The sequence below is a fragment of the Mesorhizobium sp. CNPSo 4671 genome (genome assembly GCF_057784245.1).
This window is the reverse complement of the sequence record NZ_JBWLUW010000006.1, coordinates 133,270-157,402: the sequence shown is the minus strand read 5'-3', so window position 1 is coordinate 157,402 and position 24,133 is coordinate 133,270. Positions and strand designations below refer to the sequence as shown.

Genomic DNA, 24,133 nt, shown 5'->3' with positions numbered 1-24,133 from the left:
TGCGCCGAGTTTGAAACAAGCGCAATAGCGCCCTTCCGGCCCACTGTCGATTGCTTTGTGGCCTGATTTTGGTAGTGAGGGCCAGAGCTTGATATCGCCCGGAGAAGCAGACCATGACGCCAGGAATTCGCCCGCTTGTCGCCGGCAACTGGAAAATGAACGGCACCAGCGCCTCGCTGAACGAACTCAGGATGATCGGCAATGGGTTCATGAGCGGGCTCGACGCGGAGACCGAGGCCCTGGTCTGCGTTCCCGCGACGCTGCTTTCGCATGCCGCGGAGATTCTGTCGCGCACGCCGGTCCATGCAGGCGGCGAGGATTGCCACACCAAGGAAAGCGGCGCCTACACCGGCTGCATCTCGGCCGAGATGCTGAAGGACGCCGGCGCGAGCCATGTCATTGTCGGCCATTCCGAATGCCGCGAACAACGTGGCGAGGACGATGCGACGGTCCAGGCCAAGGCCTCCGCCGCGTGGCGCGCCGGGCTTGTGGCCATCGTCTGCATCGGCGAGACGCAGCAGCAACGCGAGGCTGGCGCCACGCTCGACGTGCTGGCGCGCCAGGTCGACGGCTCGGTGCCGCCGAGTGCTACGCCATCCAATACCGTCATTGCCTATGAGCCGGTATGGGCGATTGGCACCGGCCTGACCCCAACGGCCGCCGATGTGGCCGAAGCGCATGCGCATATCCGCGAAAAACTGTCGGAAAAGCTCGGCGCCGCCGCCGCCAGGATGCGCATCCTCTATGGCGGCTCGGTCAAGCCGTCCAATGCGGTGGAGCTGCTGGGCGTCAGGAATGTCGATGGCGCGCTGGTGGGCGGCGCCAGCCTGAAAGCGGCTGATTTCCTGGGTATCGCCGAAGCCTATCGCAGCATTTCAGGCTGATAATCACGACGATGGGCGGGTCGCATCCCGTCCAAATTCGTTGCAAAGGACGCGTTGCTTCCCATATTCCGGCCACGGGCTTGGAAATGCCGTGAAAGCATTGTATTGAGCCGCCTCCAATTCACCGGTCGTGTCCGCGGCCGGGCAAGGCCTTGCCAGGATAAACTATGCAAACCGTACTGATCGTCATCCATCTCATGGTCGTGCTCGCCCTCGTCGGCGTGGTGCTGCTGCAACGCTCAGAAGGCGGCGGCCTTGGCATTGGTGGCGGATCGGGCTTCATGACGGCGCGCGGCGCCGCCAACGCGTTGACGCGCGCAACGGCGATTCTGGCGGCGGCTTTCTTCGTCACGTCGCTCACCTTGTCGATCATTGCCCGCTACGGCGAGAAGCCCATCGACATTCTCGATCGCGTCCCCGCGACCTCGGACGGCAAGGGCGTGCTCAACCAGTTGCCTGGCACGACGACCCCGGCGCCCGCCGGCAGCACCACCCCGACACCGCCGTCGGGCAATGGCGCTGCGACGACGCCTGCGCCGGCAACTCCGGCGACCGCGCCGGCCTCTGGTTCGACGCCGCCGGCAAGCAACGGCACCACCAACACGGCGCCGGCGGCACCGCAGGTCCCGAACCAGTAAGCTCCATCTGGTCCAAACCGCGACCTGTGATCGTTTGAACACAGTCGCGGCAAATGCTGCGCGTTCACGAAGATTCGACGGGCAGCGGCGGGGTCTCGCGCTTGAGGCGCCCGCGCTTATTCGACTATAGATTGCACGCGGCATTTTCGGTGTCCTTGGGGGACGCCGGGCGACGCCGTGGGCAACAAGCATTGAACGATCGGATCTTCGCCATGCAGCTTCGCAGCTTCATTTTCTTGGGACTTTGCGCCGTACTCGGCCTGAGTTCCCCGGCTTTCGCCGGCGTGCCGGCCAATCTGGCCGCCAATCAGTCGGTCGACAAAACCGACGCCATCCCCGTCGCAGCGGTCAAAAGCGATGCGGCGCAACTGAAGCTTCTCAAGAAGAAGAAAAACCCGACACCGGACGATCTCGCCCAGATCAAGAAGATCGAGGCCAAGATCGTCGCCGACAAGGAAGACGCCAAGGCCAAGGCGCTCGAAGCCAGGAAGCTGGCGATGCGTGAAGCGGCCAAGGCCAAGGCCGACGCGGAACGGCAGGCCTTCCTGGCCAAGAGGGGCAAGCCAGCTCCAGCAACCGAAGTGGCCGAGGCCAAGCCAGCCAAGAAGACCACCAAGATCATTGAACCGCTGACGCCGGTGGCGCCGATCCAGTCGGCCGAGCCGCTTCCGGCCGAGGCGATGAATGTCGCCTTGACCGGCAACAATAGCGAACTGCGCAGCGAGGTCGTCGGCCAGAATCAGCCAAGCGGCGGCCTATTCGCCGGCCTGTTCGGCGGCACCTCGTCCGGCTCGTCGATCAGCTATCTGCCCGAGACGCGGGCTCTCGACCAGGCTCTTGCCAAGAGGGACGCCAAGAAGCCGTTCAAGGTGAAGCCGGAATTCGTACCGCAGGATGTCGAGTTCACCGGCTATGAGCCGGGCACCATCGTCATCGACACCAGCGCGCGCCGCCTCTATCTCGTCGAATCGTTTTCGACCGCGCGTCGCTACGCGATCGCCGTCGGTCGTGAAGGCCTGCAGTTCAAGGGCACGGTCGCGGTCGGCGACAAGCAGGAATGGCCGCGCTGGATCCCGACGCTCGACATGCAGAAGCGCGAGCCCAAGCACTACGGCCAGTACAAGGACGGCATGCCAGGCGGTGGCCAGAATCCGCTCGGCGCGCGCGCCATCTACCTCTATGACGGCAAGAAGGACACGCATCTGCGGATCCACGGCACCATTGCGCCGCAGTCGATCGGGACCAGCGCCTCAAATGGCTGCTTCCGTATGATCAACGAGCACGTCATGGATCTCTACAGCCGCGTCAAAGTCGGCACCAAAGTCGTCATCATCTGACGGTTCCACCATCCTGCCGAAAGGGCCGGCTCAGCCGGCCCTTTTGTTTTGCCTCGTTCACGATCAAGCCTGTTCGGTCGTGATCCCTGGACAAACGGAAACCGTTTGTCCGAGAAAACCGGATCCCGCTTTCGGGATCATGGTCCGACGCCTTCTTGGGAAAAAGCCTTCGCGGTGGTTTTTTCTCTGGCGGAATCAATCCGGCCGCGTTAAGCGATGACTCCCATGGCGCGATATGTATTCATCACAGGCGGCGTGGTTTCCTCACTTGGAAAAGGCATTGCCGCAGCGGCCCTTGGGGCTCTCCTGCAGGCGCGAGGCTATCGCGCACGCATCAAAAAACTCGACCCGTACCTCAATGTCGATCCCGGCACGATGTCGCCGTACCAGCATGGCGAGGTGTTCGTCACCGATGATGGTGCCGAGACCGATCTCGATCTTGGCCATTACGAGCGCTTCACCGGCCGCTCGGCCAATCAGCAGGACAACATCACCACCGGCCGCATCTACAAGAACATCATCGAGCGCGAGCGGCGCGGCGACTATCTCGGCGCGACCGTGCAGGTCATTCCGCACGTCACCGACGAGATCAAGAATTTCGTCCTCAACGGCAATGACGACTATGATTTCGTGCTGTGCGAGATCGGCGGCACGGTCGGCGACATCGAGGCGATGCCGTTCCTTGAGGCGATCCGCCAGCTCGGCAATGATCTGCCGCGCAACAATGCCGTCTATGTGCACCTGACCTTGATGCCCTACATCCCGACGGCGGGCGAGTTGAAGACCAAGCCGACCCAGCATTCGGTCAAGGAGTTGCGCGGCATCGGCATCGCGCCCGACATCCTGCTGGTGCGTGCCGACCGCGCCATTCCCAAGGAAGAGCGCAGAAAACTGTCGCTGTTCTGCAATGTCCGGGAAAGCGCCGTCATCCAGGCGCTCGACGTGCCGCATATCTACGACGTGCCGATGGCCTACCATAAGGAAGGGCTCGATTCGGAAGTGCTGGCCGCCTTCGGCATCGATCCGGCGCCGAAGCCGCGCATGGAGCCCTGGCAGAAGGTGTCGGACCGCATCCACAGCCCGGAAGGCGAGGTGACCATCGCCATCGTCGGCAAATATACCGGTCTCAAGGACGCCTACAAATCGCTGATCGAGGCGCTCTCGCATGGCGGGCTGGCCAATCACGTCAAGGTCAAGCTCGACTGGATCGAATCGGAGATCTTCGAAAAGGAGGATCCGACGCCGTGGCTGGAAAAGGTGCATGGCATCCTGGTTCCCGGTGGCTTTGGTGAACGCGGCTCCGAAGGCAAGATCCTGGCGGCGAAGTTCGCGCGCGAACGCAAGGTGCCGTATTTCGGCATCTGCTTCGGCATGCAGATGGCCTGTATCGAGGCTGCGCGGTCGCTGGCGGGCGTCGAGCACGCGTCTTCGACCGAGTTCGGCCCGACCAACGAGCCCGTCGTCGGCCTGATGACCGAATGGCTGAAGGGCAACATGCTGGAGAAGCGCCGCGAGACCGGCGATCTCGGCGGCACGATGCGGCTTGGCGCCTATCAGGCCGACCTTGCCAAGGGGTCGAAGATCGCCGACATCTATGGCGACACGCAGATTTCCGAGCGCCACCGCCACCGCTACGAGGTCAATATCGACTATAAGGAGCGGCTCGAGGATTGCGGCCTGGTGTTCTCCGGCATGTCGCCAGACGGCGTGCTGCCGGAGACGGTTGAGTATCCCGACCACCCCTGGTTCATCGGCGTGCAGTATCATCCCGAGCTGAAGAGCCGGCCGCTCGAGCCGCATCCGCTGTTCGCCAGCTTCATCGAGGCGGCGGTGGAACAGTCAAGGCTGGTGTAAGCCGGCAGCGCTGCCATGCAAACCTATGTCGCGCTCCTCTACAGCATCATCCTGGGTGAGGGGCGCCGGGTCGTCATGTCGGACCTCAAGGCGATGGCGGGAGGCCTTGGCCTGAAGAACCCGCGCACGCTGGTGGCGACCGGCAATCTGGTCTTCGAAGCGCGGGCGACCGATATCGGCAAGCTGGAACAGCGGCTGGAAACGGCCTTCGAAAAAACCTTCGGCCGCCATGTCGACATCATCGTGCGCACTGCCGAGGAATGGCTGAAACTTGCCGCTGGCAATCCGTTTCCGGCCGATTCAGCTGAATCGGGCGAGCAGGTGGCTGTGCGGGTGATGCGTAAACCCGCGCCCGTGGAGGGCGTCGCGGCGCTGCAAGCCTATGCCGCCGGGGACGAGAAGGTATTGCCGTCCGCCGGCGACATCTGGGTCGTCTTTTCGCGCGAGAGGCCAACGTCGCGGCTGCTGGCGGCAATGAACCACAAACGCCTCGGCATCGGCACCTCGCGCAACTGGAACACGGTTCGCAAGTTGGCGGAAATGGTAGAGGGTAGGCAGTAGGCAGTAGGCAGTAGGGGAAAGCGTTCTCTACTGCCTAAGCCCTACTGCCTTATTCCCTTGTTTAGGCCTTTGCCGTTTTCGCTCCGGCACCGACAGCGGCAGTGCGCAGCACGTAGTAGATGATGCCGGCGATGGCGACGCCGAAGAACCAGCCATAGACACCCCACCAGGACGGCAGCCAGTTGGTGAAGTTCGGCAGGATCGAGGAGAAGACTGCGCCGATGCCGGCGGCGATGAAGGCATTGACATGCCAACCGCCCTGGAAGCGGAACTCGCCATTCTCGCGGTACAGCGCCTCGACGTCGACCTCGCCCTTCCGGATCAGGTAGTAGTCGACCATCATCACGCCAAAGATCGGCCCCATCGTCGCGCCGATGATGCCGACGAAATGCGCTGCACTGCCTTCCCACGGCGCGAAGGGGTAGAGCACCAGCGCGATCAGAGCCGCGATATAGCCGCCCTTCTTGAAGTCGATCTGTCGCGGGAAGACGTTGGAGAAGTCGAAGGCCGGCGAGACGAAGTTGGCGACGACGTTGATGCCGAGCGTCGCCACCGCGAAGGTCAGCGCGGCAAGCGCAGCCAGGAACCAGCTGTCGAACTTGGCTGAGATCTGGTCGGGATGCAGCAGCACCTCGTGATAGACGTCATAGGCAGCGATGGTGGTGACGCCGGCAACCAGCGAGAACAGGATCAGATTGACCGGCAGGCCCCAGATGTTGCCCTTGCGCAGCGCGGCCTTGTCCGGCGCGTAGCGGGCGAAGTCGCAGAAATTGAGATAGAGCGCCGAGAAATAGGTCACCCAGATCGCCGCGACCCCGAAGAGTGCCGTCCACGATCCGGGATCGCCCGGAATGCCGGCGTCGGCGGTCTTTTCGCGCAGGACATCCATCGGAATATCGCTGGTAAAGGCGAAGCTCCCCGATTTGACGCAGAGATAGATGGCCAGGAGCAGCATCATCACCCAGACGGCAGGCCCCGCCCAGTCCTGGAATCGGCGCACCGTTTCCATGCCCTTCTGGATGATCAGCAGCTGCAGCGCCCAGATGATGACGAAGCAGATCACTTCCAGAGTGGAATGCCCGAGAAGATGCGAGGTCTTGTTGAACTCGTCGAACCATTGCAGGCGGGTGAGCAATGCCACGATGGCGCCCGATGCGGCGGCGGTTTGCGCGCCGTACCAGAAGCAGGCGACGATGGCGCGTACGAGTGCAGGGATGTTGGCGCCCCAGATGCCGAAGGACGCGCGGGCAAGCACGGGGTAGGGCACGCCGGTCTTCACGCCGGCATAGCCGACCATGTTCATCAGCGCGTAGATGATCAGCGAGCCGATGCCGATGGCGATGATGAAGTTGACGAAGCCGCCGCAGAACAGGAACAGGCTGGCGGCGAGATAGTAGCCCCACAGGCTGTGGACGTCCGACGTCCAGACGTTGAAGATCGAAAACGGTCCCCAGTTTCGAACCTTGGCCGGAGCGAGATCCTCGTTGTACAGGTCAGGCGATGCGCCTTCTATGGTCACTGCAATGTCCTCCCCTTGATTGGCCACGCGCCTCCACGCGATGGCCGTGCAGGTTAAGCCTGACGTAGGGGAACCGACAAGCAACCCATTTGCCGGCTTTGGCCTTAAAGATATTCAATGCGAACCGCGATTATCGAGGGGGCGCAATGGTGAGCCGCTGTTGAATTCCATGGGGCGAGTGATTCGAATTTTGGCTAAGCGATAGCCATCACTCGCTTGTGGTCCTCGACTTCGGACAACAGCCAATCCTGAAACAGGCCGGTGCCCGGCTTGTTGCCGATGCTGCGCCGCTGGTGCAGGTAGATGCCGGCCGGGTAGGTATGACGGGCGTCGAACGGCGCGACAAGTTTGCCCTGCTGCAGAAAATCCTGTGCCATCATCGTATCGGCAAGCGCTATTCCGGCGCCATTGATCGCCTCGCGCATGATTAGCGTGCAATCATCCAGCGTCGTGCTGGATTTCGGCGTCGTGTCCAAAACGCCTTCCTGCTCCAGCCAACGCCTCCATCTCATGGACTCGCACTCGTGGATCAGGTGATGGTTGACCAGATCGGCGGGTGACCGCAGCGGCACCGGTCCTTCGAGCAGCGAGGGCGCACAGACCGGCGTCAGGACCAGCGGGATCAGCAGCGTCAAGGCCGGGCCGGCCTTATAGACAAACTCGTCGACAATGGCCAAATCGAAGTTGGCGCGCTTGCCCGACGTCGAGATCTCCAGTTCCACCGCCGGATGCAGCTTGCGAAAGTTCGGCAAACGGTCCGCCAGCCAAAGGTTCAGGACTGCCGGCACGCAAAGGACCCGGACACGTTGCGTTCTGCTGTGGCTCGGGCCGTCGGCGAGGCTGACATCGTCGGTAGCGCGCCAGATGGCCTCGAACGCTTCGGAGAGGCTGCGCGCATAGTAAGAGCCCCGGATGGTCGGCGTGATCTGGCGAAAGCCGCGCTCGAACAAATCCTGGCCGAGATTCTTTTCAAGCGCGCGGATGTGGCGGCTCACGGCGGAGGGTGTGAGGTGCAATTCCTCGGCTGCGTCCTTGACGCTGCCGAGACGTGCGGCGGCCTCGAAAGCGCGCATGCCGTTGAGTGAGGGTAGGGCCATTGGCCAATCATGAATTGTCGATTGAGTTTTTGTCAATCGACTTGGGCAAAATTGGCGTTTGATCGCGTGGCCTGTTCAGGGATACCCAAAAGGCAAGAGCGACCAAGTCGCCATCTGAAAACAATTATTCGGGGCCTCCGGCACCATTCCACCAACGGCAGAGACCAGCCTAACCGGTTTCCGCCATTGGCGGGCGAAGCTTTGCGCGTAAGGCACGCTGCGCCAAGGCTGGAGGTCACAGGCAAATGGGAGAATGCCAGTCTATGCCTCAATCGCCAGTGCCGGTCTTTGAAACGGCGGACGAGATTTCCGCGGAAACCTCTGTCGTCGTGATCTTGCAGACTGCCCAGACAGGCTTTGGCCCCCGGGCAGCGGCACTGGACGCCGAAATGGGCGGCATTCTGTCCCGTGCCTGCTCCGACCCGGCCGTCTTGGCCGAATCCGGCACCTGCATCGATCTCATCGCCCCCCAGGGCGTATCGGCCCGGCGCGTCATCATCCTGGCCCTGGGCAAAGCCGAAGCCGTCAGCGCGCTGTCATTGGCACGCGCCGGCGGTTTGCTTGCCGCGCATCTGGAAGGCAAGTCCGAATGCGCCGCCACGCTTGTCCTCGACCCCATCGACGGCGTCGACCTGCCCGCAGCCGAAATCCTGGCGCGCGTCGCACTTGGCATGCGGCTGCGGCGCTATCGTTTCGACATGCGCAACCGGCGCCAGGGTGCGGGCTCGGATCGCACCTTGCGGGTGCAACTGGTCGGAGCAAACGGTGCGGAACTGACCCCGGCGCTGGCGCGGATCAATGCCATTGCGGACGGCGTCGAATATGCGCGCACGCTGGTCAATCTGCCGCCGAACCATCTCCATCCCGACAATTTCCACGATCATCTGGAGCCACTGCGCGAAGCCGGCATCGATGTCGAGATACTCGATACGTCGCGGCTGAAGGAACTCGGCATGAACGCGATCCTGGCCGTGGGCTCCGGGTCGGCGCGGCCGCCGCGCGTCGCTGTGCTGCGCTATCGCGGCAAGGGCGCTCCCTCGCAGCCGCTCGCCTTCGTCGGCAAGGGCGTGTGTTTCGATTCCGGCGGTCTCTGCATCAAGCGCGGCGAGCAGATGTTCGACATGAAGGCCGATATGGGCGGTGCTGCGGCGGTGGTCGGCCTGCTGATCGCGCTCGCCCGGCAAGCCAGCCCGGTGCATGCCGTCGGCGTTCTGGGTATTGCCGAGAACATGCCATCCGGCACCGCGCTCAAGCCGCGCGACATCATCACCACAGCTTCGGGTCAGACGGTCGAAGTGTTCGATACGGACGCGGAGGGGCGCCTGATCCTGGCCGATTGCCTCTACTATGCCGCCTCGCGCTTCAACCCCTCGGTGATCGTCGATCTGGCGACGCTGACCTATTCGGTGATGCGCGGCCTGGGATCGGTCTTTGCCGGTCTCTTCAGTACCGACGATGCCATCGCGTCGCAGATGATCGCCGCGGGGGAAACGGTCGGCGAGCGGTTCTGGCAACTGCCGCTCGACAAAGCCTATGACGAGGGCTTGCAATCGCCCTTCGCCGATATCCGGCACCACGCCAAGGACATGGAAGACGGTGACGCGCCCTACGCGGCGGCGTTCCTGCGCCATTTCACCGAGGATCGTCCCTGGGTGCATCTCGATATCGCCGGTAAGGAAATGGCTGACGCGGATCGGCCGCTCGGGCGCGAAGGCGCCACGGCGTTCGGCGTCCAGATGCTGGAAGAGTGGGTGCAGGCCAGGGTGAACTAGGCGCCTGCTGTTACGGACAACACGAAATGCGTTCAAACGGGATGGGAAATCGGGATGTCGTCTGAGATCATTGGCAGGGAAGGGCGTGCCACCTTTGGCAGCTATGAAACCTGGTATCGAATCTCTGGCAACCTCGATGCCGACAAGGCCCCGGTGGTAATCCTGCATGGCGGGCCAGGCGCTGCCCACAACTATGTCGATGCCTACAAGCTTCTTGCCCGACGAGGCCGCGCCGTCATCCACTACGACCAGTTGGGTTGCGGCAATTCCACATTGTTGCCGCAGAAGGGCGCCGATTTCTGGACACCCCGGCTTTTCATCGACGAGCTTGAAAACCTGGTCGACCATCTTGGCATCCGCGCGGGCTTCCATGTGCTCGGCCAGAGCTGGGGCGGCATGCTAGGTGCCGAATATGGGGTGACGCAGCCGAAAGGCCTGAAGTCGCTGACCATCGCCAACTCACCGGCTTCGATGAAGCTGTGGGTCGAAGAAGCCGACCGCCTGCGCGCCGACCTGCCCGGGGATGTGCAGGAGACACTGGCCCGGCACGAACAGGCCGGCACGACGGACGATCCGGCCTACCAGGAAGCGACGATGCGGTTCTACGAACGGCATGTCTGCCGCGTGCCGTTCCCGCCCGAGGTGACGGAGACCTTCGCCCAGATCGCACGCAATCCGACCGTCTATCATCTGATGAATGGGCCGAACGAGTTCCATGTCATCGGAACACTGAAGAATTGGAGCATCATCGATCGCCTACAGGCCGTCGATGTTCCGACGTTGATCATATCAGGTCGCTATGACGAGGCCACGCCAGCGACCGTGCAGCCGTTCAAGGACGGCATCAAAGGATCGCACTGGGAGATATTCGAGCATTCCAGCCACATGCCGCATGTCGAGGAGCAAGAGGCGTGCATGCGGGTGGTGGGAGACTTCCTGGACGACAACGACAACTGAGAAAAGGGGAACTAAGACATGAAGAAACTGCTTTTTGCGGCGTCAGCCGCGGCACTGCTGGCCGGTACGTGGCTCGCCCCGGCACAGGCTGAATACCTCAAGGAGCACCGAGGCGGCACCATCCGCCTGCTCGCCCGCTCCGCGGCGGGAACGCTCGATCCGCACATCAATTACACCGACCAGGGCTGGCAGATGTACCAGCCGATTTATGACGGCCTGGTGGCCTTCCGCAAGGCCGAGGGCATGGACGGCTTCACCATCGTCCCCGATCTGGCCGAGGCGCTGCCTACGGTTACGAATGACGGCAAGACCTTCACCTTCAAGCTGCGCAAGGGCATCAAGTTCTCCAGCGGCCAGGATATGGGCGTGAAGGACGTCGTCGCCTCCTTCCAGCGCATCTTCAAGGTTTCCGGGCCGACCTCCGGCACCTTCTATGCCGGCATCGTCGGCGCCGACAAATGCCTGGCCGACGCCAAGAGCTGCACGCTGGAAGGCGGCGTTGTCGGCGATGAAGCCGCCGGCACCATCACCCTCAATCTCACCAAGCCCGACGCCGAAATCCTCTACAAGCTTGCCTTGCCGCATGCCGTGGTCCTGCCGGCGGACACGCCCACCGACGACATGGGTTCCAAGCCCATCCCCAGCACCGGTGCGTACATGATCTCCGCCTTCGACCCCAACAAGGGCATGACGGTGTCGCGCAATCCCAACTTCAAGCAGTGGAGCGAGGAAGCCCAGCCGGACGGTTACCCGGATGTCGTACAATATGATTTCGGCCTGTCCGAGGAAGCGGCCGTCACGGCGATCCAGAACGGCGAAGCGGACTGGATGTTCGACGCGCTGCCGAGCGACCGCCTGGGCGAACTTGGCAGCAAGTCCATGGACCAGTTGCATATCTCGCCGCTTTCGGCCTGGTGGTATGCGCCGCTGAACAACCGTCTCGCACCCTTCGACAATGAAAAAGCGCGCCAGGCCGTTGCCTATGCGATCGACCGCAACACGCTGGTCAAGCTGTTCGGCGGCAAGGTGCTGGCCTCGCCGGTCTGCCAGGTGCTGCCGCCGGATTTCCCGGGCCACGAAGACTATTGCCCCTTCACCAAGAACCCCGTCGCCAAATGGTCGGCGCCCGATCTCGACAAGGCAAAGCAACTCGTCGAGGAATCCGGCACCAAGGGCCAGAAGGTGACCATCATCGCCGAGGACACCGCCATCTCACGCTCCATCGGCGTCTATCTGCAGAGCGTGCTGACCAGCATCGGCTATGTCGCCGACGTCAAGCCGATCTCGTCCAACATCCAGTTCACCTACATCCAGAACACCAACAACAAAGTGCAGATGTCCATCACCCAGTGGTACAAGGATTATCCCGCAGCTTCCGACTTCCTGAACATCCTGTTCAGCTGCGCCTCTTTCCGTGAGGGTTCGGATGCCTCGATCAACATCGCCGGCTTCTGCGACAAGGACATCGACGCCAAGATGCAGAAGGCGCTGGACCTTGGCGTAACCGACCAGAAAGCTGCCGACAAAATGTGGGCCGAAATCGACAAGCAGGTCACGGACAAGGCACCGGCCGTCGGCCTCTTCACGCCGAAGCGGCTTGACTTCGTCAGCAAACGGGTCGGCAATTTCAAGTTCAACCGGCAGTTCAACTGGATGATCACCCAGTCCTGGGTACAGTAACGACCTTTGGAGGGACACGTCCGTGTCGAACCAAGCTGTCGCCATGCCGCGCAAGACGCGAGGGCCCTGGGCCGTCGCGTTTGCCAAGCTGGCAAGGGACAGGGCTGCCATGGCATCCCTGGCCGTGTTCCTCCTCATCGTGCTGGCCTGCCTCAGCGCGCCTCTTTATGCGAAATGGGCAGGCGTGGACCCCTTCGCCTCGACGCTCGACGCCGTCATTCAGATCGACGGCGTTGACGTTCCGGTGATGGAACAGTCGACCGAGGGGCTCGGGCTTGGCTACACGCCGCTCGGTCCGACCTGGCGGCTTGGCAATTACTTCCTCGGCGCCGACAGCCAGGGGCGCGATGTCATGGCCCGGATGCTCTATGGTGGGCTGAGCTCGCTGCTGATCTCCGCGGCGGCCACCATCTTCACGCTGATCATCGGCACGGCGGCGGGATTGATCGCCGGCTATTTCGGCGGCATCACCGACACGGTGCTGTCGCGCCTGCTGGATGTGCTGTGGGCGTTCCCGATCTATCTGCTGGCGATCTCGCTTTCCATCGTCACCATCGCGCAAGGCATATCGATCGGGCCGATCGAGATCGAGTCCGGCAGCCTGTGGCTGCCGGTCATCATCATCGGCATCGTCTACATACCCTATGTGGCGCGGCCGATACGCGGGCAGGTGCTGTCGCTGCGCCACAGCGAATTCGTGCTGGCCGCGATCAATCTGGGGGTGCCGGGATGGCGCATCCTGTGGCGCGATATCCTGCCCAACATCACCACCACGCTGATTGTCTTCGTGCCGCTGATGATGGCGCTGAACATGCTGACGGAATCGGCACTTTCCTTCCTGTCGATCGGCGTGCAGCCGCCGGCAGCCAGCTGGGGCACCATCATCCAGGACGGGCAGGCGCTGCTTTACACCAGGCCGCTGGTGGCGCTGGTGCCGGGCCTGGCGATCGCGGTTTCCGTCATGGCACTCAATGTCTTCGGCGACGGCTTGCGCGACGCGCTCGATCCGCGCTCCAAAGTTCGGCTGGGGCGCGACTGATGTTTTACGCCATCCTGCGCCGTTTCGGTCAGATGCTGTTCGTGATGTTCGGCATTTCGGTCATCGTCTTCCTGATCTTCTTCGCGACGCCGGGAGCAGACCCGGCCGCGCGCATCGCCGGTCGCAATGCATCGCCCGAAGTGCTGGAAGCGGTGCGCCACAATTTTGGCTTCGACCGGCCGCTCTACGTGCAATATGTGAAGATGATGGAGAAGATTTTCGTCACCGGCGATCTGACCTCCTTCGTCAATCGCGGCTGGAAGGTGGTGCCGGCGGTCATGGATTCCATTCCCGTCACGCTCTCGCTGGTGTTCGGAGCGGCGATCCTGTGGGTGGTCGTCTCCATCATCATCGGCATCGTCGCCGCCGCCACGCGCGACAGCTGGCTGGACAAGCTTCTGATGGCGCTCGGGCTGCTCGGCATTTCCATGCCGGTCTACTGGCTGGGCGAGGTGATGAACCTGATCACCCAGAGCCGCTACCATGACAGTTGGGCGTTCTCGTGGGTACCGCCACTCGGCTACAAGAATTTCTCCGACGACCCCAAAGGCTGGTTCCTGACCCTGATCATACCATGGATCACCCTGGCCATCCTGTACATCGGCATTTACGGGCGCGTGCTGCGCGCCGCCATCATCGAATCCCTGCAGGAAGACTTTATCCGCACGGCCCGCGCCAAGGGCCTGTCGGAGACGCGCATCCTGCTGCGCCATGCCTTGCGCACATCGCTCATCGCGTTCGTCACTTTGTTCGGCCTGGATTTCGGCGCGCTGGTGGGCGGCTCGGCCCTTTTGACCGAAGTGGTGTTCGGACTGCACGGCATCGGCAAACTCACCTATGACGCGCTGCAGAACCTCGATCTGCCGATGATCATGGCAACGGTGATGTACGCGTCCATGTTCGTGGTCATCGCCAACGCGGTCGTCGATTTCGTCTACATCCTGCTCGATCCGCGCCTGAGGACATCATGATACTGTCGGTGCGCGACCTCAAAGTATCCTTCAGCACCAATGACGGCCTGGTGCGGGCCATCGATGGCGTGTCCTTCGACCTTGAGGAAAGCGAGATCCTCGGTGTCGTCGGCGAGTCTGGCTCCGGCAAGACGGTGTCGCTGCTGGCGGTGATGGGCCTCATCACCGATCCCAACGCCAGCATCGAAGGCTCGATCCGCTACAAGGGCCGCGAGCTCGTCGGGCTGCCGCCGCGTGAGCTCAGACGCCTGCGCGGCAACGAGATCGCGATGATCTTCCAGGATCCGATGACGGCGCTGACGCCGGTCTACACGATCGGCTGGCAGATCGCCGAGCAGATCCGCGCGCACCAGAAAATCAGCAAGGCCATGGCGATGGAGCGCGTCGAAGAACTGCTGGCCGAGGTGAACTTTCCCAATCCGCACGAAGCGATGTCGCGCTATCCGCACCAGCTTTCCGGCGGCATGCGCCAGCGCGCGGTGATCGCAATGGCGCTGTCCTGCAATCCGGCGCTGCTGGTGGCGGACGAGCCGACCACGGCGCTCGACGTCACCGTGCAGGCCGGCATTCTCGACCTCGTGCGCAAGCTGCGCGCCACGCACAAATCGGCCGTCGTGTTCATCACGCATGACATGGGCGTGGTTTCCGAACTCGCTGACCGGGTGATGGTCATGTATGCCGGCCGGGTGGTGGAACGCGGCAGTCGCATGGAGCTGTTTTCCGACCCGCGGCATCCCTACACGCGCGCGTTGCTCGGTTCGATCCCGCCATTGACCGGCGAGAAGCCGCGCCGTCTGCCGGCCATTCCCGGTTCGCCGCCGTCCCTGCTGCGCTTGCCGCAGGGCTGCGCCTTCGGCCCGCGATGCCCGGTGCACTACGAGCCCTGCGCAACAGGCAAGCCCGACCTCGGCGTCGGCACCCACGCCGCGGCATGCTTCCGGGTGGCACAAGCATGAGCGGACCGATGACCGACAGCCCGATCCTCGAAACGCGTTGCCTGGGGAAGCGTTTTTCGATCGGCTCTCGCTTTTCCGCCGAAGGCAAGCGAACCGTGCACGCGGTCGACAATGTCTCGCTCACCGTGCGGCGCGGCGAGACGGTCGGGCTGGTCGGCGAATCCGGATGCGGCAAGTCCACGCTGGCGCGCTGCCTGGTGAGGCTCTACGAGATCACAGATGGGGAGCTGCTGTTCGAAGGCGAAGACATCACCTCGAAGTCGCTGTCCGAACTGAGGCCGCTGCGGCGGCGCCTGCAAATGGTCTTCCAGGACCCGTCTGCCTCGCTCAATCCGCGCCGGCGCGTTGGCGACCTGGTGGCCGAGCCGCTGCGCATCCACGGCAAGCTTTCCTCTCGCGAGATCGCCGCGCGCGTTGCCGAACTGTTCGAGCTCGTCGGACTGCTGCCCGACCATGTCATGCGTTATCCCCATGAATTCTCTGGCGGCCAGCGCCAGCGCGTCGGCATTGCGCGCGCCATCGCGCTCAATCCCGATCTGGTCGTGCTGGATGAACCGGTCTCCGCGCTCGACGTGTCGGTACAGGCGCAGATCGTCAACCTGCTCGCCGACCTGCAGGAGAAGCTCAACCTCACCTACATCTTCATCGCCCACGACCTGTCCGTGGTGCGTCAGGTGTCGACCCGCATCGCGGTCATGTATCTCGGCTCGATCGTCGAGGAAGGGCCGGCGGAAGAGGTGTTTGCCGCCCCGGCCCATCCTTACAGCCAGGCGCTGATCTCGGCGGTTCCGGTCGTCGAGACGACGCCCAGCGGGACGCGCAAGCGCATCATCCTCACCGGTGATGTGCCGAGCCCGCTCAAGCCGCCATCGGGCTGCCGTTTCCATCCCCGATGCCCGATCGCGGTCGAGCGATGCCGCACCGAGCGGCCGGAGTTGAGGGAGTGTCGACCCGGCCGCAAGGTGGCCTGCCACTTCCCGACGGTTTAGAGCAATTCCAGGAAAAGTGTGAAACGGTTTTCTAGGGAAAGCGCGTAGCGCTTTCCCTAGGGAATTGCGTCGAAACAAAGAGATAGCGCAGTTCACCGTTTCCGCGAAACGGTGAACTGCTCTAGCCGACATCCATCGGCCAAAAGATTTTTCAAAAAACTGTTTTCTGGGTGGAACCAACCGCCTTACCGTGCGTTTCATAGGGTTCGATCGGGCGGCATCGCGATCGACCGGGAGGAAACGATGGACTACCTGCATTTCTTTTCGCCCGTGCGGATCTCGCGCGGGCAGGGACACCCTGTAGAAGAAGTGGATAGTGTCGCCGAGGCGATGGTTTTCTTGCGTAAATGGCCGACGGGACGACGTGGGCCAGTGTATCAGTGCGCGCTGAATTGCTGCTCGGCGGCCATGTCGGGACAAATGTCGGCGGAAGAGGCCAGGAAGGCATTCACCGGCTTTGCCCGGATCACGCGGCTGCTGGACGACGACATGGCGCTGCCCGTCCCCGGCGAAACCATGGCGAGCGTATACGCGCTGCGGCGGTAGCCGCACCCGGATTGCTGAACGCAACGACTGCGGCCATCACGGCCGCAGCGTTTTGATGTGTCTGCGGGACGTCGGCGGCCGGTTTTCTGGACGACGCAGACGGTTGGTTCGGTCCAAAGGCTCAATCCCAAGCGACGGAATAGCGGTCGATCACCCAAAGCCAGGAGCCGTCGCTTTGCCGCCGGGCAACCTCGCTGGTGACGTCGCCGTCGGGGAGCCGGGTCGAGGTGAGGGCAAGGTCGCCGCAAATAAGGGCAGGGCGCTGTTCTCCCACGGCAAACTTCCGTCCAGACGCGACAATCTCGGCATAGTAGTCACGAATGGCTTCGCGGCCGCGCAGAAAACGTCCGTCGCCGCAGTCGATCACCGCATCCGCCTCGAACAGCGCGACCATGCCATCGATGTCGCCCGCATGCTGTCTCGCTATCAGCATGGGTTCCAGCTGCTGCGGGTCGTAGGCCGGCTTTCCCGCGTTCGGCTCGTTCATGGCGGAATCTCCCTTGTTGGGAGGCAGCCTATCGCAATCGGCTTCGGGATGTCCGCATCAGGTCGAGTCATCGTTTGGTTCAGCCCGGCAGTCGGGGAAGAAAGCGCACCACTCTTGCGAAATAGCGTTGGAAGTAATTGTGCGATTTTTCGCGTGGAGTATCTTTAAACCTGTGGGCGCGATCCCTACGTCAATTGTTGTAATGTCTATCAAGGCAACATCGATGTGAGATAGCTCACGGCCACGCCTCCCCTCACTGGGGACTCGGGACGCGCGGTCATTTTCCCATACAATGAGCAGCCCAAACGTTCGACACGCTCTTAGTGCGTCGGGCGTGTCGGTGCGCAATCTCCCCGCTTAGTCAATGAACACCAACCGGGTGGCGGTCGGGTGAACGAACCCGCGCGCCCATAGGAGAGAAGAAATGGATGCCCTACAATATCTCGGCCCGACGGAATGGATGGCGATCGAGGTAGCCGTGCTAGTCGTCGTGCTGGCAATTCTGTTCCGGTGGAGCGGCGTAGTGCGCTACATCCCGAACGACAGGCTCGGCATCCTGGAAAAGCTATGGAGTTTTCGCGGCTCCGTCAGCAATGGCTTCATCGCGCTCAACCGTGAGGCAGGCTACCAGCCGGAGGTCGTGCGCGGTGGCGTGCATTTCTTCATGCCGTTCCAATATTCGATGCATCGCGCCAATCTTGTCACTATACCGCAGGGTCAGATCGGCTATGTATTTGCGCGTGATGGGAAGCCGTTGCCTCCGACGCAGACATTGGCTTCCAACACCGAAGCCGATGATTTCCAGGATGTGCGCGGCTTTCTCGAAAAGGGCGGACAGAAAGGACCGCAACGCAAGATCCTGCGCGAAGGCACCTATGCCATCAATCTCGCGCAATTCATCGTGCTCACCGCCCAGTCGATCTATGCGGTTAATCTGAGCGCGTCGGAGCAAAGCCTTTTTGCCAACATGTCCAGCATGATCTCGGAGCGGCGCGGCTTTGAGCCGGTCGTCATCCATAATGCCGAGGACATGATCGGCATCGTCACCATCCATGACGGTCCGGCCCTGCCGGACGGCGAGATCATCGCACCGACCGTGGCCAACGATCCGAGCGACCCGAACTTCCACAACAATTTTCAGGACCCGGAGAAGTTTCTCAATGCCGGTGGTTACCGTGGCCGGCAGTTGCAGGTGCTGGCCGACGGCAGCTACTTCCTCAATCGCATTTTCGCGACCGTCGAATTGGTCGGGAAGACGATCATTGACGTTGGCACGGTGGGTGTCGTCGTCTCCTATAATGGCCGTCACGGCACGGATATCTCCGGGCAGGCATACCGTCACGGCGAGCTGGTTGAAATCGGCGCACGCGGTGTCTGGTCGACGCCGCTATTGCCAGGCAAGTATGCGTTCAATACCTATGCCGGCAAGATTATCATCGTGCCGACCACCAACTTTGTGCTCAAATGGACGAAAGAGCAGTTTGGCGAACACAGGCTGGACGAGAACCTGTCTGAAGTGTCGTTGATCACCAAGGATGCGTTCGAGCCGGTGCTGCCGCTCTCCGTCGTCGTGCATATCGACTATATGAAGGCGCCGCTCGTGGTGCAGCGTTTCGGTGACATCAAGCGGCTGGTCGAACAAACGCTCGACCCGATGGTTTCCGCTTACTTCAAGAACATCGCCCAGACAAAGACGCTGATCCAGCTTTTGCAGGAGCGTAGCGATATCCAGCGCAAATCGGGCGAGGAGATGCGCGAAAAATTCAATTCCTACAGCCTCGAGCTGCAGGAAGTGTTGATTGGTACGCCCCGTGCCGCCGATGGCCAGAACGGCATAGAGCAGATCCTGGTCCAGCTGCGCGAGCGCCAGATCGCAGTCGAAAAGGTCGAGACTTACAAACTGCAGGAGAAGGCGGCCATTCAGGAACGCACATTGCGTGAAAAGGAGGCGCTCGCTGAACAGCAAGCCAAGATCACGACGTCGGCCCTTACCATCGAGATCAGCGAGAACGAGGGCAAGGCGCAACTCGCCCGCACCCGCCAGCAGGCGGAAACCATCCAGGTCACGGCCAAGGCAGAGGCCGAGAAGGTGCGTCTCGGCGGCCAGGGCGAGGCCGACATGATCAAGGCTATCGCGCTTGCCGACGCCGAACGCATCAAGGCGACCGGTTTTGCAGATGCCGAGAGGGTGCGCGCCATCGGTCTGGCGGAGGCCGAGGCCACCGAGAAGAAGGTGGCGGCCTTCGGCGGCCCGGATTATCAGCTCAACGCGCAGGTTCTCATGCGCTTCGCCGAGGCGATCGAGAATGGCAGGCTGCCGATCGTGCCGCAGATCCAGATCGGCGCTACCGGTGGCGAGAAGGGGGCCGCCAATGGCCTTGTCGAGATGATGCTCTCGATGCTCGTTGCCGACCGGGTTGGACCGCAAAAGCTGCCGGATGCGATCCCGGAAGCCGTTGAGGAGGAATCCGTTGAGGAGGATTGATTGAAAATGGGCCGGTTGTACCGGCCCATTTTACGCTCCGTCGAAACGAGGGCGGCGGCCTTGGAGCGGCGAGGGGACTTGCCTACATCGCTCATGTCGTCGATATGAGGGTCGGTTGGTTCGCCGAAGGTTCCGAGAAATGAGCGGCTCGCCGAGGCCGGTCTGCCGTTCAGCATCTGTTGCCTAGAGTCGCGTATGGTCGCGCCGAAGGACTGTCTCTCGTGCGCGCTCGGTGTGAGCTAGCCAGTTGAGCTATTATAAAAATGAAGCAATACCAATCACATAGCATAGCCATTGCACCCATGATGGATGGGGCAGATACATAAATATAATCAGTTAGTTACGAGATGTTGTGTGCAAAAATCGCACACGAAAGTTCTGCTTCTCTTCTATTTTCGTTCCCACGACGGAGCCGCCGACAGTCCGATTCGGCCTGAACAACACCACGCCCTGTCCCTATGCCTAGCGCACGCTGAAGAAACCGCTTTCACGCGCTGCATCGAAGCATAACTTGCTTGGCCGAGGGCCTTTTTTAAACGCGGCCTCGAAGGCGGCAAAGCCGCGATTATAATCTTTTGAGCCTTGGTATTTGATAAATTTGCTCATAGAGCCAAATATCGCCGTAACAGGGCACGAACCAAAAGCCGCCATTATGTATCCGCCCTCATACGCGGCCGTTTTGGGGTCAGCGTTTGCTGACATGGGCAAACTAATAGTTAGTGCTACTGCCGTAATAACACTTAAAATAGTTGTTCCGATTCTCACTTTTTTATCCCCCGGTTCGCCCTACAACTACTGCACATTCTTTTACGCTGCCGGTCAAGTTCTCTATTGGCGCAAAAGCACGTATACGCTCAGGCCAGCTATGACCAAACTCGTCGTCATTCCGATCATGTCGCCCTGCCGGTGGTGCCAAATAGCGCTTGCCCTGGACTTAAGCGTAAGCTCTGAAATCGTTATGCGTCGAAGCCCTTAAAGGCTCCGAGCATTCCTCACGGCCACGCACGAAAGGTGTTGCCGGAACAGCGCTTACAATATAGGACGTTCGTTTTTTTGAGAGAGCGGCTGAAACTAGACAGTCCGCTACCGGCCCCAAGGCAGTCCGCGTACGGTTCTACAATCGGGAATCGAGTGAGGTTCCCAGAAGCTTTTCGAACTTTCTGGGTGGCGCCAAAACCCGAGTTGAGATGCAGCGCCCTGAGGTCTTTGGCGCGAGGCGCTTGGAACGAAGCGCTGCATAACCGAGGTTGGCGCCGAGCAAGTGCAAGAGACTAAGTTCACTTCCGCTCCTGGGCGACGGCGTGATTTGTGCCGCACGCAATCGGTGGCCAGCCAAAATTTCCGACTCTTATCTGCGCATGGCCTGCTCAAACGCCTTTTCCAAACCGATGAGCTCTGTTTCCATGGCGTCCTTGAGCTTCAATGTGGGCTCGACCATTAAGGTCAGAACATCAGGTGCCTTCAGACCTGCTTAAGGTGACTGGGATGGCAGGAGCAGGCTTCAGTGTCGACTACGGTGCCGGACGGCTCAACCTCGAAACCCTTCTGCGATGATTTTATGTCTGATGACAAACATACTCTTCACTTTCTCGGAGGCCGCCTCGGAACAATCGCAAACGGATCTCCGAAGCCGTCTCATGTCCAGGCAGGGCATAAAGGCCGTTGGTCGGATTAGCCCGGATGCCAAACGACCGTTTCTCCGGCGAATGTGGTATGCGCAGGTCTCTGACAACAAAACGGCTGAGGTTCTTACCCAGGAACTCAACGGCCTGAGTGAAATCGAGTCAGCGGAGGTACCACCGGAGCGCGGTCTGTCCACAGCGCGGTAGCAGCAATTGTGCAGATACCGAGCAAGAGCCAACTGCGGCCCGTAAAGCCGTTCCGAAACGTTTGGTAGACTACTTGCGATCGTTACACAGCGCCGAGTTCGTCATTTGGGGTATATTCTTTTGCTTATCGATCTCCATGAAATCCCACGTGTAGCGATCTTCGTAAAGGTCTATCTTTAGAATCCCTTGGACACCCTTTGTATGACCAAAAGGACCTCCCTCTGAATTGGGAGCCAAGTTGACGTAGTCGTCTTTTGTTAAAGTCGCGCCCCCCGTCCCGACCACGAACGACCGAATTCCGTTTTCCTTCCGTTGAGAGTTTTCGTCCTGGGGGGCGAACTGCTCATAATCGTGATCATGTCCAGCCAAAACGATCGAGCCGCCATGACTAAAGAGAATACCAAAGGACCGCTTCATGGAGGTTAAGTTTTCGAGAGCCGCATTAGCCCGTGGAGTAGCGTAGTTCACATGTCCGTGTTGTCCGGAGCTATAGAGCGGGGCATGCCAAAAAGCCAAAACACATCGCTGGTCGTTGCCAGGCTCAGCTAAATCCAACTGCTTTTCGAGCCAGGCATTCTCGTTAGCCATGTCCGATCCGTGCAGATTTTGCAGATTGTCGTTCATGCCGATAATACGCCATGGGCCGTTAGAGTTAGGAAAATTTAGGGAGAAATATCCCTTTTTGTCCCAACGCTTGTCGGTACCCTTTTTCGACGGCTGGTCGTTTTGGTGGACGAAATTATTATTTGCAAAGGCAGCAAAAAACGGCGCAGCGTTGGGGCTTTGGTATTCATGATTTCCAGGAACCGGCAGCAACAGATCTTCGAAGCCAGACCAATTTTCTGCGAAACATTTCAGCTGCTCTTTCTTGCCGCTTCCATATGCAAGATCTCCAAGCGCGAGAACGCGAACCGGCACTGTGGCCTCTTTTACAATTTGGCGTATCAATTCAGCGGTCTTTCGGGCCTGTGTTGCACCTTTGCCTGGACACCACGAAATATCGCCGGCAGCCAACAAGGTACCGATTTTCTTAGGCTCATCAGCGAAAGCGTTGGAGGAGAAGGCGAGCGCGAGCAAACAATACATCAACCAACTTTTCGGCATTTCCTTATCTCCGCTCCAGTCAATTTTCGCAATTATGGCTCCGTGGGCCTTGCCTCAAGCGCTCGCAGCTACCTGACAGATGCTGGTCCACGGGTGACTGCATCGACTAGTTTGGCGCTATGCCGCAAGACTCGGAAGTCTCGCCTGCTCCCAGGGAATCCGCGTTCATAAATTCGCTCCGCGGAGCTTGCATCGGTCCCAGCACCACTTGAGATCTGCCTAGCTGTGGGACTGGCACGTTTTACCGGTAGAGGCGAAGGTGCGAGCCTTGAACTCGAATAAACTGTCGTGTCCCGACTTCAGGGCATTTAGCATGGTCGTACGGGCGAGCTCCTGCCAGGCGGACGGTTTAAGGGTTCCCGTTGCTTGATTCGACAGGTACTCGCCCCAACAGTCCCGGCGAATGGCGGCTAGGCGGGCAACATTGTACACACTCGTCGCCGGCTCTGCGATAATCAGGTGCTTTTGTACATTGATTGGAATCGGGTCCGTCGTACAATAATAGATGGGTTGCGCGCCGCCCGAGCTTTCATTGAACTGGATGGTGACACCATCGCGAAACGCGATGAGTCCCTGCTTCTTGATCGCCTTGCCGTGCTGCTTGCACAGGCCGTCATTCGGGCCTTCGGACACAAATCCTGAGATCGGGTACTGTCCTCCACTATTGCTGATCATTCCGCTCACGAGTTGTCGCGCGCATCCGTCGAGTTTCGAAGGTGCCTCAGCCTTGCAGGCATTGTAAATCCATCGTCCGATCACCGACGCAGGGAGGTCAAGTAAGATGGCGTAGCCTTCTTGTTTCGCACCGCCGTCCATTGGTGAGTATTCATATGTACACTCTGCTATGCGCACGCCGTCAGCGTTGGATCCCGCTTCTGCGAGCGCCTCGACGTAGGGTGCTACGATTTCGTTCTGCTCTACTTCCTTGGTGGCCGTGGTGCACCGGTCAGGCTGTTCCATCATGTAACGCGCGAGATTCGCTTCGACATGAGCCACTACATCCGGCTCAGACAGGAGCGGCGCACCGGCGACAAATTGAACGCTCGCCATCAGAAATATCAGCCCGGAAGTAATTCCCCGGGCACTGGTAGTCGCCCCACTCAACACGCTCCAGCCCATTTGCTTTCCTCCTCGGTACGGCTAGCGCCGTTGTCATTGACTCAAAGAACAGGGCAATTGTTCACAGTCGCCCGAACTGTCCGCCGAAGCTATCGTGAGGATGCCGCGCATATTTAGGTGAGTTCCATGACCTCTAACTCTTGACTATTTAGCTACGAATCCCGTGGGTATGCAATCGAGTTTCGAGTTGATGCTTGCGCCCTTTGGCAAGAGCGGCATTGGCTACTGAGCCAGCGATGGAGTTGACAAGAGACTCTTTGTGTTTTTTGTCCTGGATGCAGTTTAATTCTAGACGCCAATCCCTTCGAA

Annotated in this window: 20 protein-coding genes; 14 read left to right on the top strand and 6 right to left on the bottom strand. The window is 60.7% G+C overall.

What is annotated here, in order from left to right; genetic code table 11:
• Positions 1-113: 113 nt before the first annotated feature.
• The 5 genes from tpiA (at position 114) to AC04SF_RS18815 (ending at position 5,274) form a co-directional block, all read left to right on the top strand.
• The gene (gene tpiA / locus AC04SF_RS18835) at positions 114-884 is read left to right on the top strand and encodes a triose-phosphate isomerase (RefSeq protein ID WP_096446213.1); all 771 of its coding nucleotides are present in this window, start codon (positions 114-116) and stop codon (positions 882-884) included.
• 167 nt (positions 885-1,051) lie between these two features.
• Positions 1,052-1,522, top strand: a complete 471-nt coding sequence (secG, locus tag AC04SF_RS18830; RefSeq protein WP_488479053.1) for a preprotein translocase subunit SecG — start codon at positions 1,052-1,054, stop codon at positions 1,520-1,522.
• A 212-nt stretch (positions 1,523-1,734) separates the two neighbouring features.
• Positions 1,735-2,859, top strand: coding sequence for a L,D-transpeptidase (locus AC04SF_RS18825; protein ID WP_488479052.1), 1,125 nt, complete (start codon positions 1,735-1,737; stop codon positions 2,857-2,859).
• Positions 2,860-3,075: 216 nt separating this feature from the next.
• Complete coding sequence (gene pyrG, locus AC04SF_RS18820; RefSeq protein ID WP_488479051.1) at positions 3,076-4,713, top strand: CTP synthase; 1,638 nt, start codon at positions 3,076-3,078, stop codon at positions 4,711-4,713.
• A gap of 15 nt (positions 4,714-4,728) precedes the next feature.
• Entirely contained in the window at positions 4,729-5,274 is a 546-nt protein-coding gene (locus tag AC04SF_RS18815) for a DUF1697 domain-containing protein (protein ID WP_488479050.1), read from the top strand.
• Between the two features lie 61 nt (positions 5,275-5,335).
• Here the strand turns inward: AC04SF_RS18815 and AC04SF_RS18810 are convergent, their stop codons facing one another.
• Positions 5,336-6,793, bottom strand: a complete 1,458-nt coding sequence (locus AC04SF_RS18810) for an NCS1 family nucleobase:cation symporter-1 (protein WP_096446205.1) — start codon at positions 6,791-6,793, stop codon at positions 5,336-5,338.
• Between the two features lie 194 nt (positions 6,794-6,987).
• Positions 6,988-7,890, bottom strand: coding sequence for a LysR substrate-binding domain-containing protein (locus AC04SF_RS18805; RefSeq protein WP_202350251.1), 903 nt, complete (start codon positions 7,888-7,890; stop codon positions 6,988-6,990).
• A gap of 263 nt (positions 7,891-8,153) precedes the next feature.
• Here AC04SF_RS18805 and AC04SF_RS18800 point away from each other — a divergent pair, with 263 nt between their 5' ends.
• The 8 genes from AC04SF_RS18800 to AC04SF_RS18765 all read left to right on the top strand — a co-directional run bounded on the left by AC04SF_RS18800 (position 8,154) and on the right by AC04SF_RS18765 (position 16,800).
• Positions 8,154-9,662 (top strand): leucyl aminopeptidase, encoded by a 1,509-nt coding sequence (locus AC04SF_RS18800; protein ID WP_488479049.1) that lies wholly within the window; start codon positions 8,154-8,156, stop codon positions 9,660-9,662.
• 54 nt (positions 9,663-9,716) lie between these two features.
• On the top strand, positions 9,717-10,619 hold the full coding sequence (locus AC04SF_RS18795) for a proline iminopeptidase-family hydrolase (RefSeq protein ID WP_488479048.1): 903 nt from the start codon (positions 9,717-9,719) through the stop codon (positions 10,617-10,619).
• Positions 10,620-10,637: 18 nt separating this feature from the next.
• The gene (locus tag AC04SF_RS18790; protein WP_488479047.1) at positions 10,638-12,299 is read left to right on the top strand and encodes an ABC transporter substrate-binding protein; all 1,662 of its coding nucleotides are present in this window, start codon (positions 10,638-10,640) and stop codon (positions 12,297-12,299) included.
• 22 nt (positions 12,300-12,321) lie between these two features.
• Positions 12,322-13,338 carry an ABC transporter permease gene (locus AC04SF_RS18785; protein WP_488479046.1) on the top strand — a complete coding sequence of 339 codons (1,017 nt, stop codon included), beginning with the start codon at positions 12,322-12,324 and terminating at the stop codon, positions 13,336-13,338.
• Positions 13,338-14,309: an ABC transporter permease gene (locus AC04SF_RS18780; RefSeq protein ID WP_477238321.1), complete on the top strand. Its 972-nt coding sequence runs from the start codon at positions 13,338-13,340 to the stop codon at positions 14,307-14,309. Before AC04SF_RS18785 ends, AC04SF_RS18780 begins: the two co-directional genes overlap by 1 nt.
• Positions 14,306-15,265: an ABC transporter ATP-binding protein gene (locus AC04SF_RS18775; protein ID WP_488479045.1), complete on the top strand. Its 960-nt coding sequence runs from the start codon at positions 14,306-14,308 to the stop codon at positions 15,263-15,265. Before AC04SF_RS18780 ends, AC04SF_RS18775 begins: the two co-directional genes overlap by 4 nt.
• An 8-nt stretch (positions 15,266-15,273) precedes the next feature.
• A complete protein-coding gene (locus tag AC04SF_RS18770) occupies positions 15,274-16,254 on the top strand; it encodes an ABC transporter ATP-binding protein (RefSeq protein ID WP_488479184.1) in 981 nt (326 codons plus the stop codon).
• Between the two features lie 243 nt (positions 16,255-16,497).
• Positions 16,498-16,800 carry a DUF982 domain-containing protein gene (locus AC04SF_RS18765; protein WP_488479044.1) on the top strand — a complete coding sequence of 101 codons (303 nt, stop codon included), beginning with the start codon at positions 16,498-16,500 and terminating at the stop codon, positions 16,798-16,800.
• 121 nt (positions 16,801-16,921) lie between these two features.
• On the opposite strand, the gene AC04SF_RS18760 is transcribed toward AC04SF_RS18765, so the two are convergent.
• Positions 16,922-17,287: a YybH family protein gene (locus AC04SF_RS18760; RefSeq protein ID WP_488479043.1), complete on the bottom strand. Its 366-nt coding sequence runs from the start codon at positions 17,285-17,287 to the stop codon at positions 16,922-16,924.
• Positions 17,288-17,711: 424 nt separating this feature from the next.
• On the opposite strand from AC04SF_RS18760, the gene AC04SF_RS18755 reads away from it, so the two are divergent.
• Positions 17,712-19,772 (top strand): SPFH domain-containing protein, encoded by a 2,061-nt coding sequence (locus AC04SF_RS18755; RefSeq protein WP_488479042.1) that lies wholly within the window; start codon positions 17,712-17,714, stop codon positions 19,770-19,772.
• A gap of 462 nt (positions 19,773-20,234) precedes the next feature.
• On the opposite strand, the gene AC04SF_RS18750 is transcribed toward AC04SF_RS18755, so the two are convergent.
• From AC04SF_RS18750 to AC04SF_RS18740, 3 genes are all read right to left on the bottom strand, one after another.
• Positions 20,235-20,537 carry a hypothetical protein gene (locus AC04SF_RS18750; protein WP_488479041.1) on the bottom strand — a complete coding sequence of 101 codons (303 nt, stop codon included), beginning with the start codon at positions 20,535-20,537 and terminating at the stop codon, positions 20,235-20,237.
• A gap of 1,133 nt (positions 20,538-21,670) precedes the next feature.
• The gene (locus AC04SF_RS18745; protein WP_488479040.1) at positions 21,671-22,705 is read right to left on the bottom strand and encodes a metallophosphoesterase family protein; all 1,035 of its coding nucleotides are present in this window, start codon (positions 22,703-22,705) and stop codon (positions 21,671-21,673) included.
• 219 nt (positions 22,706-22,924) lie between these two features.
• Positions 22,925-23,824, bottom strand: coding sequence for a hypothetical protein (locus AC04SF_RS18740; RefSeq protein ID WP_488479039.1), 900 nt, complete (start codon positions 23,822-23,824; stop codon positions 22,925-22,927).
• Positions 23,825-24,133: the final 309 nt, after the last annotated feature.